The organism is Maribacter sp. 2-571 (assembly GCF_050589625.1).
GTDB lineage: Bacteria > Bacteroidota > Bacteroidia > Flavobacteriales > Flavobacteriaceae > Pelagihabitans.
Genome location: NZ_JBNGOP010000014.1, coordinates 75472 through 88910, shown reverse-complemented (window position 1 = coordinate 88910; position 13439 = coordinate 75472). Strand labels below are relative to the sequence as shown.

General features: G+C 44.5%; 12 protein-coding genes. 4 read left to right on the top strand and 8 right to left on the bottom strand.

From position 1 onward, the window contains the following. Positions 1-41: 41 nt before the first annotated feature. Positions 42-929: a 3-hydroxybutyryl-CoA dehydrogenase gene (locus ACRD7P_RS11735; protein WP_430907806.1), complete on the bottom strand. Its 888-nt coding sequence runs from the start codon at positions 927-929 to the stop codon at positions 42-44. A gap of 9 nt (positions 930-938) precedes the next feature. Continuing rightward, positions 939-1898: a Gfo/Idh/MocA family protein gene (locus ACRD7P_RS11730; RefSeq protein WP_430907805.1), complete on the bottom strand. Its 960-nt coding sequence runs from the start codon at positions 1896-1898 to the stop codon at positions 939-941. A 289-nt stretch (positions 1899-2187) separates the two neighbouring features. Between ACRD7P_RS11730 and ACRD7P_RS11725 the strand changes: the two genes are divergently transcribed. After that, positions 2188-2829: a protein-L-isoaspartate(D-aspartate) O-methyltransferase gene (locus ACRD7P_RS11725; RefSeq protein WP_430907804.1), complete on the top strand. Its 642-nt coding sequence runs from the start codon at positions 2188-2190 to the stop codon at positions 2827-2829. A gap of 19 nt (positions 2830-2848) precedes the next feature. Here the strand turns inward: ACRD7P_RS11725 and smpB are convergent, their stop codons facing one another. Next, a complete protein-coding gene (smpB, locus tag ACRD7P_RS11720) occupies positions 2849-3310 on the bottom strand; it encodes an SsrA-binding protein SmpB (protein WP_430907803.1) in 462 nt (153 codons plus the stop codon). A 261-nt stretch (positions 3311-3571) separates the two neighbouring features. On the opposite strand from smpB, the gene ACRD7P_RS11715 reads away from it, so the two are divergent. Then, entirely contained in the window at positions 3572-4198 is a 627-nt protein-coding gene (locus ACRD7P_RS11715; protein WP_430907802.1) for a DUF1028 domain-containing protein, read from the top strand. Positions 4199-4269: 71 nt separating this feature from the next. Here the strand turns inward: ACRD7P_RS11715 and ACRD7P_RS11710 are convergent, their stop codons facing one another. Beyond that, positions 4270-4836, bottom strand: coding sequence for a SixA phosphatase family protein (locus tag ACRD7P_RS11710; protein WP_430907801.1), 567 nt, complete (start codon positions 4834-4836; stop codon positions 4270-4272). A gap of 183 nt (positions 4837-5019) precedes the next feature. On the opposite strand from ACRD7P_RS11710, the gene ACRD7P_RS11705 reads away from it, so the two are divergent. Continuing rightward, a complete protein-coding gene (locus tag ACRD7P_RS11705) occupies positions 5020-6648 on the top strand; it encodes a PorP/SprF family type IX secretion system membrane protein (RefSeq protein WP_430907800.1) in 1629 nt (542 codons plus the stop codon). A 105-nt stretch (positions 6649-6753) separates the two neighbouring features. On the opposite strand, the gene ACRD7P_RS11700 is transcribed toward ACRD7P_RS11705, so the two are convergent. Both ACRD7P_RS11700 and clpB read right to left on the bottom strand, forming a co-directional pair. After that, on the bottom strand, positions 6754-7350 hold the full coding sequence (locus ACRD7P_RS11700) for a TetR family transcriptional regulator C-terminal domain-containing protein (protein WP_430907799.1): 597 nt from the start codon (positions 7348-7350) through the stop codon (positions 6754-6756). Positions 7351-7462: 112 nt separating this feature from the next. After that, positions 7463-10063 carry an ATP-dependent chaperone ClpB gene (gene clpB, locus ACRD7P_RS11695; RefSeq protein ID WP_430907798.1) on the bottom strand — a complete coding sequence of 867 codons (2601 nt, stop codon included), beginning with the start codon at positions 10061-10063 and terminating at the stop codon, positions 7463-7465. Positions 10064-10321: 258 nt separating this feature from the next. Between clpB and ytxJ the strand changes: the two genes are divergently transcribed. Then, entirely contained in the window at positions 10322-10717 is a 396-nt protein-coding gene (gene ytxJ / locus ACRD7P_RS11690) for a bacillithiol system redox-active protein YtxJ (RefSeq protein ID WP_430907797.1), read from the top strand. A 112-nt stretch (positions 10718-10829) separates the two neighbouring features. Here ytxJ and ACRD7P_RS11685 read toward each other — a convergent pair whose 3' ends face one another. After that, positions 10830-12014 (bottom strand): hypothetical protein, encoded by a 1185-nt coding sequence (locus tag ACRD7P_RS11685; protein ID WP_430907796.1) that lies wholly within the window; start codon positions 12012-12014, stop codon positions 10830-10832. Between the two features lie 123 nt (positions 12015-12137). Then, a complete protein-coding gene (gene fahA, locus ACRD7P_RS11680) occupies positions 12138-13421 on the bottom strand; it encodes a fumarylacetoacetase (RefSeq protein ID WP_430907795.1) in 1284 nt (427 codons plus the stop codon). Positions 13422-13439: the final 18 nt, after the last annotated feature.

Here is a 13439-nt window from a genome sequence, read left to right as displayed (position 1 = left end):
TAAGTGTCTACGGGGGCTATTTCTGGTTCATTTATCCCTTGCTATAGAAAGCTTTGGGATACCGTTTCGGCTTTCCGGCTTTGGGAGTAATCATAGAACCCCTCTCCAGATTTCACCCCTAATTTCCCGGCATTCACCATATTCACCAAAAGCGGGCAGGGTGCGTATTTGGGGCGTTTAAAACCATCGTACAAAACGTTTAAAATGGAAAGGCAAACGTCCAAACCGATAAAATCGGCCAGTTGCAACGGTCCCATCGGATGCGCCATACCAAGTTTCATAACAGTGTCGATTTCCGTTACGCCACCGACCCCGTTGTACAAGGTTTCAATGGCTTCGTTGATCATCGGCATTAAAATCCGATTGGCCACAAATCCGGGATAATCGTTTACTTCGGTCGGTGTTTTCCCCAGCTTTTTAGAAAGCTCCATAACGGTGCCCGTCGTTGCATCGGAGGTATTGTAACCACGAATGATCTCTACCAGTTGCATAATGGGAACGGGGTTCATAAAATGCATGCCGATAACCTTTTCTGCCCGCGATGTCACCGCGGCGATCTGGGTAATGGAAATGGAAGAAGTGTTCGTAGCCAAAATACAATCGGGATTGCACAGCTGGTCCAGTTGTTTGAAGATTTCCAATTTTACGGCCAGGTTTTCCGAAGCGGCCTCTACGACCAGTTCCGTCTTAGCTACGCCTTGCTCCAAGGCGGTAAAGGTATGTATGTTCTTTAAGGTGTCGGATTTTATCGTTTCCGTAATTTTTTCCTTTTGTAACAAGCGGTCCAAATTTCTGGTGATCGTCCCCATTCCTTTATCCAAAGAAGCTTGGGAGATATCTATCAAACTAACGGAAAAACCATTTTGTGCAAATACATGGGCGATACCGTTCCCCATGGTGCCGGCACCTATTACGGCGATATTGTTCATAAGTTCGTTTTAAAATGATTCGATAATGCGAAGTGCTACCCGTAGGGCATTGGTCCCTTGCTCAAGGGAAACGACCGGTTCCGTATCGGTTTCGATCGCTTTGGCAAAAGCCTCCAATTCGTCTTTAATGGCATTGTTGAGGTGTACTTCCGGATTTTCAAAATAGATCTGTTTTTTGACCCCTTCGGCGTTTTGTAATACCATGTCAAAATCTCCCGGTCGTTCGGGTGCCGCTTTCATTTTGACCACCTCTACTTTCTTCTGCAAAAAATCGACCGAGATGTAGGCATCTTTTTGGAAGAAACGCGATTTGCGCATGTTTTTCAAAGAGATACGACTTGCCGTCAAATTGGCGACACAACCGTTTTCAAAGGCAATTCTGGCATTGGCAATATCCGGTGAGCTGCTAATGACTGATACGCCACTGGCATTGATCTGTTTTACCTCCGAATCTACAACACTTAAAATGGCGTCGATATCATGGATCATCAGATCTAGCACCACAGGTACATCCGTACCTCTTGGGTTGAATTCCGCCAAACGATGTGTTTCAATGAACATGGGGTCCTTAATGTTTTCCTTGACCGCCGTAAAAGCAGGATTAAAACGCTCTACATGTCCTACCTGTCCCTTTACCGAATATTCCCGGGCAAGCGCTATCAATTCTTCGGCCTTTTCCAAAGTATGGGTAATGGGCTTTTCGATAAAAATGTGTTTCTTGTTCTCGATGGCTTTTTTGGCACATTCGAAATGCGAAAGGGTAGGTGTAACGATATCCACAACATCGACCGAAGCAATGAGGGTGTTTAAATTGTCGAAATAACGGTATCCGAACTCCTTGGCGACACGTTCTCCATTTACTGCATCGGCATCATAAAAACCGATAAGCTCATACGCCTCTGATTCGTTGAGTAAACGCAAATGTATTTTACCTAAATGCCCCGCTCCGAGCACTCCAACCTTTAACATAGTCTGTTGTGTTTATGGATATACGGCAATCCTCATTCCCTGGCAACCTCTTGTCTCAAAAAAAATGCCATAAAAAGTATAGGGGCCGTACTGTTCAATGTTTGACAAAAATAAGCATACTTAAGCAGTTATTTTGGCTAAACCGCTAGCTTTTGATGGTCGCCATAGGATGTTCCTACCGATGGAACGGTACCATGCACCAGGTAATGGGAAAGATTAGGTATTGCGCTCAAATGCTTCCTCGGAAGAAATAACTTCGTTACATTTGATGTTCCAAAACCGACCCTTTTTGAAAGATACTTTGAAGCATCGAGGCATGCGCAACAAGCTGGCAGATGTACTGGAGGAGAAAGGAATAACCGACTCCAAAGTGCTCGGTGCCATACGTACCGTTCCCAGGCATCTGTTTATAGACAGTAGTTTTGAAGGACATGCGTATCAAAACAAGGCGTTCCCCATTGCTGCGGACCAGACCATTTCACATCCCTATACCGTAGCGTTCCAAACGAGCCTGCTGCAGCTCGCGCCGAACCAAAAAGTACTGGAAATCGGTACGGGTAGCGGATACCAAACTGCCGTTTTATTGCATTTGAAGGTAAAGGTCTATTCCATTGAAAGACAGTTGGAACTGTTCAAAAAAACATCCCTGTTCTTCAAAAAAATGGGATATCGTCCCAAGAAACTGATTTTTGGTGACGGGTACAAGGGACTTCCCGAGGAAGCACCGTTTGATCGTATTGTAGTAACGGCAGGCGCACCGGAAGTGCCGAAAGCACTTATGGCCCAACTTAAAGTAGGAGGGAGGTTGGTCATCCCGATCGGGACCGATGAACAGATAATGACCCTGTTCGTACGGAAATCGGCAAAGCAATTTGAAAAGAAAACATTGGGTTCCTTTCGGTTCGTTCCGCTTTTGGAAAACAAAAATTGAACTTAGCTTAAGGCACTGTTCAAGTATTGAAACTTTTTTTGATCCGATCTAAATTCCGTTTGTTGTCACGGTCTTTTATACTTTCCCTTTTGTCGTATAGTTTTTTACCCTTTGCCAACGCAATGTTTATTTTGGCCAGACCACGGTCGTTTAAAAAAAGATTTAAAGGAATTATGGTCAATCCTGAAGTCTTCACTTCCTTGAACAGTTTTTTAAGCTCCCTTTTATTGAGCAGTAGTTTACGGGAAGCTTTTGGTTTATGATTATAATGTGATCCATGGGAATATTCGTCCACTTGCATGTTGATCACAAATAGTTCGCCCCGTTCGCTAAACTCGCAAAAACTTTCGGTAATCGATGCCTTTCCCAAACGAATGGACTTGATTTCCGTGCCAGAGAGTACAATACCCGCGGTAAAGGTGTCCAGCAGTTCGTATTCGAACCTGGCGCGCTTGTTCTTTATGTTTATTTTATGCTGCATGGGTTACAAAAATACCCACAATTATTGGAACAGTTGAACGAAACCAATTTCATTGTTCCGTTCACTTTTTAAAACGGACCAACTTTTAATCGAATGAATCGGACGAAATGGTTTAGCCAATTTGTTTTTCCCATGTCTCTATTACGGGATTACTTGCCAAAAACTTAAAAGGACGAAAAATGAAAAAAAAGTATTGCGTTGGTGTTGGTTTTAACGACGTTTTTTTCTTCATACTGTTATGGTACGTGATCGATAATTGCTGTGGACCGTGAAACGGGCGAAATAGGTATTGCGGGCGCATCATGTACCTTTGATGTTTCTGGAATAGCATCTATCGTTCCGGGAAAAGGAGCGATCGTTGTTCAGGCGGGAAGCGATTATTTTGCGCGAATGGAAGGCGTAAGCTTAATACGAGATGGCAAAGGACTAACGGAAATACTTACCGCTATGAAAGATGAAAGGTTCCATCCTGAAAGACAACAATATGGTATCGTTTTACTGAACACGGATGATCGACCACTAGTATATTCAGATACAGAAATTACAGATTGGAACGGTGAACAAGTAGGTGACGATTTTGCCGTTATGGGGAATATACTACCAGGGGAGAAAGTAGTGGCAGAGGCCTATAGGGCATTTGATGAAAATAGGGATAAACCAATAGCAGAAAGGCTTATGCTTGTGCTAAAGGTGGGCGAAGAGGCCGGTGGTGATAAAAGGTGCGAAACACAATATGCGCGGTCCGCTTTTATAATGGTCTACCAACCTAAGGATGGAGCAATTTTAAAACTCGCGGTACAAGGAAGGAAAAAGGGAGGCAAACCTGCCGTAACCTTGTTGAACAAACAATTTGCGCTTTGGCGTAAAGAGGAAATCAAGAAAAAGTAACGTTCATAAAAATCCAATAAACATACTTCTCCATAGTTAGGGAATTAGAAGTCGATTCATCGATTGGAAGATCACAATGATTCTTCCCGTTTTGGACAGTTGCAATTGAAGACAATTTTTTGTGAGGTAGCAACACCGTTTACGATCTGTACGATAAAGAAACTGCCGTTATCATATTCGTCCATTTGATAATATTTTTCCTCGCCCAACAACTTGTTCGCAAATTCTGGCGTACTGTTGCTATGTCCGACGATAAGAACTCTTTTGTTCAGGTTCTCGGTCTTAAACTGTTCAATATCAATTTCGTTGGGGTCGTAATACTGCGTGTCGATGTCGTTTTTGACCGATGTAGGAGATGCGGTCATGGAGGTTCGATTGTAATCGGTGCTATACACGGCGTCCAGTTCCGCGTCCTGTAAAATTTCTGCCCAGTGCATGGCCCGGCCCAAACCGGCCTGTGTAAGTTCAGGGTCCACATTATCGGGGTCGGATTGGTCCTTTTCGGCATGCCGTATCAGATAAAAAGTACTTACACCGCTCTCCACTGGGGTGTCTACGGTTTCTGCTTTCTTTTCTTCTTTACAGGAAAAGATGCTTAAAACCAGCACGGTAGCTACAAACAATCGTAAAAATTTCATATGCTTTTGGTTGTTCGTTCAATACATATCGAACACCTTATCGGTGCTATGCTTTCTAACCAACCTGGAAGGGCCGGGTAATTGTTGAAAACTTTTCTTTCTATTTAACTAAAATAAGTTTGAAATAGTATGTGAAACGTGCTGTTTTTTGTTTTTTTGTATATGACGAGATGCGGGCTTCTTTTGCTTTTTTTACTGTGGGTATCGAAAGCGATTTCTCAAGAAGTTTCACTTCCCGTAGACTTGCGACAACATAACGTAGGTCCTTACAACGCCAGTCTGTTCCATCCCGGTTTTTCCCTTACCGCTACCAATGAACAATCCGTTGCGCTATGGAGCCGGTGGCAATGGCAGAACATTGACGCCGATCCTACAACGCTTTTTCTCAATTATAGCAGAAAACTTAAGCCCAATGCTGCGGCGTCGATTGGTTTTTTCCAACACAACACCGGCCTGTATGTCAACACCGGAGGAGTGTTGAACTATGCATACGCCTATGAGTTCAATTCGAAAGTGCGTTTTGGGGCAGGCCTTAACCTGTTTGGTTTTCAGCAAGCGTTTGCCGATGAGCGTTTCGTTATCGATCCTTTGTTACAGTTACCGATCAGTGACAACGGTTCTGATTTTATCCTTCAAATTGCACCCGGTATTTTTCTACAATGGAGCGATTTGACCATTGGACTGACCTCAGAAAACTTATTGGACTATAATTTTTCTACCCGTAAGCGAAATTCTGGCCCGTCCGACCGTATCTATACCGCTTCGGTATCGTATGATTTGTCATTCGGAAGTTCCGCTACCACAATGTTACGACCATTGTTTTACTACAAATCGGTTCCTGGTTTTGAAAATCAATTTGGTATCGGCGCACAGTTTTCCACAGAAAAATACTGGACACAGCTGGGGTATAACGATTTTTACGGATTTGCCTTTGGTGCCGGAGGGCGCTTTTTTAAAAAACTATCGCTGGGGGGCGTTGTAGAGACGGGCACCAGCTCGGCCTTACGAAATACGGGTACCACATTTGAGCTGGTCGCGATGTATCAATTTGGTGGACGGTCGGTAAGGAAGCCATCGGTTACGGACAAAACCGAGACCGTTGCTCAAGAAAAAATAGTCCATAATAAAGAAAAACCAGAAAACGCCGAAATTGAAAAAACTTCTGAAAAAGCGATTACAAAAACAACTGAAATACAGTCTGTTGATGGTGACAAGGAAACTAAGTCATCAGTTTCCGAAATCGAGGTCGAAAGACCGGATACAATCCCGAAAGAATCCGATGGGCGTGTTTTTGATGCAAAACAGCAACAGGAGAAAGAGGCATTACAGCAGCGTTCCATAGAAAAAGAACGACGTAAGAAGCGTGCAATGGAAGCGCAAAAGCGATTGGATTCCATACAGCGAATTATAGAAAATACCCCACCGGTTTCAACGGATGAAACCGTAGCACCTCCACCACGTTCCTATGCCGAAAAAGGTGAAACCGAAGCGCCCAAACCCGATACCAAGAAAGAAACGGTAGTACAGCAAGGAAATGAAAAATATGAGGAAGTGCTGTCGGAAGGGGAGTTGCTGCCCGGTTTCTATTTGATTACCAATGTTTTCGGTACCAAAACGTACTATACCGCCTTTATGAAAAAGCTGAAAGGAGCGGGGCTAGCGCCAAAATCGTTCGTGAGGTCCTCAAATAGATACAACTACGTTTATTTGAAACGATTCGATACCATGTCGGAAGCCCGAGAGGCTAGGGATAGTCGTTTTTACGGGAAATATCAGGATAAAACCTGGATTTTTAGGGTAGTGGGGCGATAATACTGTTGCAATACCATCAATTATTGTTTTGCCAGGAACAGCCAAAAAATAATTCAATGGCTATACCTACCATCTCAAAATTAAAATGGAACGGGTATAAAACCGTTAATTTCTGAGTTCTTTCTTCACCAGTTGTTCCAAATAGGCAATGGTATTCAAAAGATATTTACGGTCTTTGGTTATGGTGGCCATAGAAACCGCTCCCTGTATCATGGTGAACAATTGTTTGGCAAATTGTAAGGGAGTCACGGGCAGTCGCAGTTCGTTGTTGTTGACCCCATTTTCCAAGGTCAGCGCAATTTTGCCCTCCAATGTCTTGATTACCTCCTTGCTGGCGGCACTTAACATTTTATTGTTATGGTCGGCATCTATACCTACATTGATTACCGGGCATCCGCCCATCGGCACGGTAAACTCATCATAGTTTCGGTAAAAATCGGTCAATCTATAAATACGCTCCAAAGCGGTTCCCGTTCCGTTCAATCGGTCGTCTACGGCCGACAACAGGCGTTTTGCGTTGTACTCAAAAGCAGCCAACGCTAAGGCTTCCTTATTTTCAAAATTCCCGTACAATGCTCCTTTGGTAAGCCCTGTAGCTTCCGTCAGATCGCTCATACTCGTACCGGCATACCCCTGTTTATTAAAAACGGGCGCTACGGTTTCGATAATAAAAGCGGTGGTTCTTTCGGCTTTGGTGGACATTTATGGCAGATTTTCCTACGAAGATAAAAAAATTATATACTGCATGGTATGTGGGACATGAAAAAAGAGCAGTACTCAAACTGCTCTTTTTTATGCCCATGTTCCGCAACCATTATTCCACTAACGCAATCTGGTTTCTAAAGACCAAATTATCATCAAAGCAATCGATCAATACGATGCTTTCCGCGGTAATGGCACCTTTTAAGAGTTCCTTGGACAAGTTGTTCAGGACTTCCTTTTGTATGACCCGCTTTATCGGTCTGGCCCCATACTGTGGGTCGAATCCTTTTTTTGCCAGGTATGCGATCGCCTCGTCGGTGGCATCAATGGTAATATGCTGTTTGTTCAAGGTCTTCTTTAATTTGTTCAGCTGTAACCTTACTATCTTTGAGATATCCGATTCATCCAATGGGGTGAACATTATAATGTCGTCGATACGGTTTAAGAACTCCGGCCGTATGGTTTTTCGCAGCAGTCCCAATACTTCAATACGGGCCGCTTCCATAGCAGTGTCCCGGTCTTTGGTGCTTTCCAGCCTTTCTTGAATGAGTTGACTGCCCATATTACTGGTCATGATGATGATAGTGTTCTTAAAGTCGGCCACTCTTCCTTTGTTATCGGTCAGCCTGCCTTCGTCCAAAACTTGTAATAGCACGTTAAAGGTATCCGGATGTGCTTTTTCAATCTCATCCAACAACACCACGGAATAGGGTTTGCGCCGAACCGCTTCGGTCAATTGACCGCCCTCTTCATAGCCCACATATCCTGGAGGTGCCCCCACGAGTCTGCTTACGGAATGCCGTTCTTGATATTCGCTCATATCAATTCTTGTTAAGGCATTCTCATCGTCGAACAGGTAGGCCGCCAATGTTTTGGCCAGTTCCGTTTTCCCCACTCCCGTGGTACCCAAAAATAGAAACGAGCCTATGGGGCGGTCAACGTCTTGCAGACCGGCCCTGCTGCGACGGATCGCATCGGAAACCGCGATGATTCCCTCTTCTTGACCGACAACTCTCTTGTGCAGTTCCTCTTCCAATTGAAGCAGTTTTTCCCGTTCGCTCTGGAGCATCTTATTCACCGGGATACCTGTCCATTTTGCCACGGTTTCCGCAATGTCCTCGTTGGTGACCTCTTCCTTGATCAGAACTCCTTTTGTTTGCTGGGCCGCGAGTTCTTTTTGGAGTTGTTCCAAGCGTTCTTGGGCCTCTTTCGTTTTTCCATATCGCAGTTCGGCTACTTTTCCGTAATCGCCTTCGCGTTCCGCCCGTTCGGCCTCCAATTTATAGTTTTCTATATCCTGTTTGGTTCGCTGCAGATTGTCCACAACCGTTTTTTCACTTTCCCACTGGGCAAAGATCTGTTTGCGGTCCTCTTTAAGGTTGGCCAGTTCGATATGGAGCAATTGGAGTTTGTTTTGGTCGTTTTCCCTTTTGATTGCCTCGATCTCAATTTCGAGCTGCATTATTTTACGGTCGAGAACGTCCAGCTCCTCGGGCTTGGAATTGATTTCCATACGCAGTTTCGACGCGGCCTCGTCCATAAGGTCAATAGCCTTGTCCGGTAAAAAGCGATTGGTAATATAGCGTTGCGAAAGTTCTACTGCGGCGATAACGGCCTCATCTTTGATTCGCACTTTGTGGTGTGCTTCATATTTTTCCTTGATACCACGTAGGATCGAAATGGCGCTTTCCGTATCCGGTTCGTCCACGACCACTTTTTGAAACCTCCGTTCCAATGCCTTGTCCTTTTCAAAGTACTTTTGATATTCATCCAAAGTAGTCGCCCCAATAGCCCGTAATTCCCCTCTTGCCAATGCCGGTTTCAGAATATTCGCGGCATCCATGGCCCCTTGGCCGCCGCCTGCTCCTACCAAAGTATGGATCTCGTCGATGAACAATACAATGTTGCCATCGGATGACACTACTTCTTTGATTACCGCCTTTAAACGTTCCTCGAACTCGCCCTTGTACTTGGCCCCGGCAATCAATGCGCCCATATCCAGTGAGTAGATGGTTTTGTCCTTTAAGTTTTCCGGGATATCGCCTTGGACGATACGATGTGCCAACCCCTCGGCAATGGCAGTTTTTCCGACTCCCGGCTCTCCCACGAGCATGGGATTGTTTTTGGTTCTCCGGGAAAGGATCTGTAAAATGCGACGTATTTCCTCGTCCCTTCCGATTACGGGATCCAACTTGCCGCTATCGGCCAGCTGATTGAGGTTTTTGGCATATTTATCAAGGGAATTATAGGTGTCCTCCGCATTTTGCGAATTCACCTTTCCGCCTTTTCGCAATTCCTCAATGGCTGCGAGGTATTCCTTTTCCGTAGCGCCCTGGTCTTTTAAGATACGGGCAACATTGCTTTTCGATTTAAAAATGGCCAACGAAAGATGCTCGATGGCAACAAATTCGTCGTTCATGTTCTTGGCCAATATGCTCGCTTCCGTTATAGTTTGGGCAGCTTTGCTGGAAAACTGTAGATTTCCTCCCGTTACCTTTGAAAAACTGGACAGTTGCTTGTCCAACAATTGAATAAGCAACGGTATTTGGATATTCAACTTCTTTAAAATGAAGGGAATAACATTCTCGTCCACTTGTAAAATGGCCTTAAAAAGATGTTCGTTCTCTATTTGTTGATGGCCCATTTCCTGCGCCAGCTGCTGGGACAGTTGAATTGCCTCCTGCGATTTTATGGTATAATTATTACTATTCATCGTGTTATTTTTATGTATTTCCTACTTTTGAAGAATAGGGGACAACAATCCTACCAAGCTGAACGAGCAGACAAAATGGCGGTTTTTGATGGTATTTTGATGTCATTTCGGCAGGACGTAAGTAACGGGAATAATCGCGACCTATCTATTGGTCTCGGAAAACGATAAATCGATTCAGAGTTTAAAAAGTGTGGACTGATAACCTTTTGGGAAATCGTTTAAAAAACTCAAGACGAGTGCAATAAAGCAAACATAACTATGGGAGTATTCAATAACCTTTTCGGTGGAAAAAAAGAGCAAGAAAAAGAGAAAAAGGAAGAAATCCCGTGGATTCCCCTTAACGATATAGCGCAACTGGCCGAGATCACCTCGCGATCAAATTCCAAGACCCAGGTCATTTTTAAACATTCGACCACCTGCGGTATCAGTAGAATGGTGCTGAATATGTTTACCGGTAATTACGGATTTACCAAAGAACAGATCGACCTCTATTTTCTAGATCTTCATGCGCATAGGGCGGTATCCGATGAAACAGGGTATCATTTTCAGGTGATACACCAGTCCCCACAGTTGATCGTGGTGCGCAATGGTACGGTGGTGCAACATGCGAGCCATGGTGCTATCGCGGAAGTATCGCTAGATCGGTTCATTTAATGAAGAACATCCTGCAATAAATGCTCGTTCCTTCCTTTTTGAAAAGGTAGTGTAAAAACTAGGGACCGAACACGATCGCTATACACCGTAGAACGTATTTTCATTTGGACATCTAAAACTGTTGGCGAACAAGTATCCGCTTTAAACGCTGCTTAAGATCTTCGCCCGCATCGTACACCATTTGTTCGTTCGTAGGAAATGGAACCGCCGCCAATTTCAACAGCGCGACCAATTCATTGTCGAGAGCCCTACGGTCACCATCATAATTGGCGTACACATGTTCAAAGATAAATTCGCTCGACAAGGGATAAGAATTGATTTGTTGCTGTGTTTTTAAATCGGTAAAATCGACCATGCCCGATACTTGGGCCGACTTAAACTGGGTAAACTGATAAAAATCGCAACGTACCGTTTTAAAGGCATCTACTTTTATACGGTTTCCAAGACTGTCCCGAACGGCGTTTCCGCTTGCGTCACGAACATAGGTATATCCGTCCTTTATCTGTCTTTCTTTAATGATCTGTTTTTCGTTGACCTGCTCGGGTGAAATCACGATGTTCCTTAGGGCTACTTGCATTTGGTAGTCATAGTCGATATCCTTAAGGTGGTTGGTATGGTACCGAATCCATTTGGCGTCCAGTCCGTAGGTATTAAAATCGAGCAACTCTTCTTGCAGTCGGGCGGGAATAATTTGGTCCGAATCGTTTATCATGTCCACTTTTACGTAATCCAATCCCTTGGCATAGGCCTGCTGTATCCGTTTTGGTGTCTCTTCAAATCCGGGGTTGATTTCCTGTAGGTATTGAAAATCGTCGTGCGCTTTCCTAAAATCCTGTTTGTTCGTTCCGTTGGCCAATAAGCCCGAAGCATTGTCATAAAGGTATTCGGACAATGCATCTTTCGCGTCAAGAATTTCGTTTTCGTAATTGTTAAAGGAAAATTTGGCATTTCTTCTTTCTTCCTTCACATATAAGGGTAGCAAAGGGCGCACCCGTTCTTGAATGCTGCGCAGTTTCTCATAACCGGTATAGATGGCTTCGAAGTTTGCCGGATTTTCATCATTTTTTAAAAACCTGATTTTTTGGAGCTCACGTTCCGTATTTTTTTGATAGGCTTCCTCAAGTAGCAGAACATAGGGTTGGTTCCCTTTTTTGGTCTTGTTCTCAACCAAGTTACGGATCGACTTGTCTATGGCACTGCCATAATCTCCGATGTTGATCGCTTCCTGGGTCTTTTTTACACCGCCACAAGAAAGCATTACCAAAAGGCTTATCGCTATAAGTAGTCCTTTTTTCATGATATGGTTTTTAAGGGTATACGGACACCTTTTCAACAGCCGTGCCAAAATGGTGTGGTTCTAGAACGCAAAACGATGAAATATCTTGTTCCATCGTTATAAAACCATATCGAATTGAAGGATTTACTCCGTTTGGAAAGGAGGCAACAGTTTGGTGCTTACTTCACCAAATCCGATTCGGACGCCATTTTTTTCGCAGAAGCCTTTCATGATTACGGTATCGTTATCCGCTATAAAACTACGTTGGCTACCATCCTTCATGGTAACGGGTTTGGTTCCCTGCCAGGCGATTTCGAGCATGGAGCCATAGGAGTCGGGTGTTGGACCGGATATGGTGCCGCTCCCCAGCATATCGCCACTGTTTATTTTACAACCATTGACCGTGTGATGGGCGAGTTGCTGTGCCATGGTCCAATACATGTATTTAAAGTTGGACTTTCCTACCACGGTAGCTTCCGTGTTTTCCGGGGCAATGGCGACCTCTAATTGAATATCAAAACTGTGGTCGCCCTTTTGTTGCAGATAGGGTAGGGGCTCCGGGTCCTGTTTTGGTCCGGCTACCCGAAACGGTTCGAGCGCATCCAAGGTTACGATCCATGGGGAAATGCTGGAGGCAAAGTTTTTGGCCAGAAACGGACCCAATGGCACATATTCCCATTTTTGAATGTCCCGGGCACTCCAATCGTTAAAAAGTACCATTCCAAAAATATAATCCTCGGCCTCCGCCACGGAAACAGGTTCGCCCAGTACATTGGCATCGGTCGTAATAAAGGCCATTTCCAACTCAAAATCGACCCTTTTTGATGGTCCGAATACAGGTGCTTCCGATCCTTTGGGAAGGGTCTGCCCATTCGGGCGGTGTATTGCGGTGCCGCTGGGTACAATAGTGGAACTCCTCCCGTGGTATCCTACGGGGATATGGAGCCAATTCGGTAGTAAGGCCTTGTCCGGATCCCGGAACATGGTTCCAATATTGGTCGCGTGCTCCTTACTGGAATAGAAATCGGTATAATCACCTATCTGTACCGGCAACTGCATCTCTATTTCATTTACGGAAAAAAGCACGGTCGACCTATGGTCCATATTCGTCCGCAACGTATCGTTTTCCACATCAAAAAGCGTACTGATCCTATTGCGAACGAGCCGCCATGTTTTTTTTCCGTCGGATATAAAATCGTTCAGGCTATCCTGCAGAAAAATGTCATCGGTCAGCGGTATCCCTTCAAAATAACCCAGTTGTTGCAGGGCATTGAGGTCAATGGCGTAGTCGCCTATTCTGGTGCCTATCGTAATGATATCGTCACGGGTCAGAAATACTCCAAAAGGAATATTTTGAATCGGAAAATCGGAATTTTCAGGTACGGACAACCAACTTTTTTTTGAGGCATCGTTCGTCTTATGGGGCATGGGAAAATTGTTAATTAT

Excerpts from the sequence above, each read along its gene's own strand:
- ACRD7P_RS11735 (WP_430907806.1), bottom strand. The coding sequence starts at position 929 with ATGAACAATATCGCCGTAATAGGTGCCGGCACCATGGGGAACGGTATC.
- ACRD7P_RS11730 (WP_430907805.1), bottom strand. The coding sequence starts at position 1,898 with ATGTTAAAGGTTGGAGTGCTCGGAGCGGGGCATTTAGGTAAAATACAT.
- smpB (WP_430907803.1), bottom strand. The coding sequence starts at position 3,310 with ATGCAGCATAAAATAAACATAAAGAACAAGCGCGCCAGGTTCGAATAC.
- ACRD7P_RS11710 (WP_430907801.1), bottom strand. The coding sequence starts at position 4,836 with ATGAAATTTTTACGATTGTTTGTAGCTACCGTGCTGGTTTTAAGCATC.
- ACRD7P_RS11700 (WP_430907799.1), bottom strand. The coding sequence starts at position 7,350 with ATGTCCACCAAAGCCGAAAGAACCACCGCTTTTATTATCGAAACCGTA.
- clpB (WP_430907798.1), bottom strand. The coding sequence starts at position 10,063 with ATGAATAGTAATAATTATACCATAAAATCGCAGGAGGCAATTCAACTG.
- ytxJ (WP_430907797.1), top strand. The coding sequence starts at position 10,322 with ATGGGAGTATTCAATAACCTTTTCGGTGGAAAAAAAGAGCAAGAAAAA.
- ACRD7P_RS11685 (WP_430907796.1), bottom strand. The coding sequence starts at position 12,014 with ATGAAAAAAGGACTACTTATAGCGATAAGCCTTTTGGTAATGCTTTCT.
- fahA (WP_430907795.1), bottom strand. The coding sequence starts at position 13,421 with ATGCCCCATAAGACGAACGATGCCTCAAAAAAAAGTTGGTTGTCCGTA.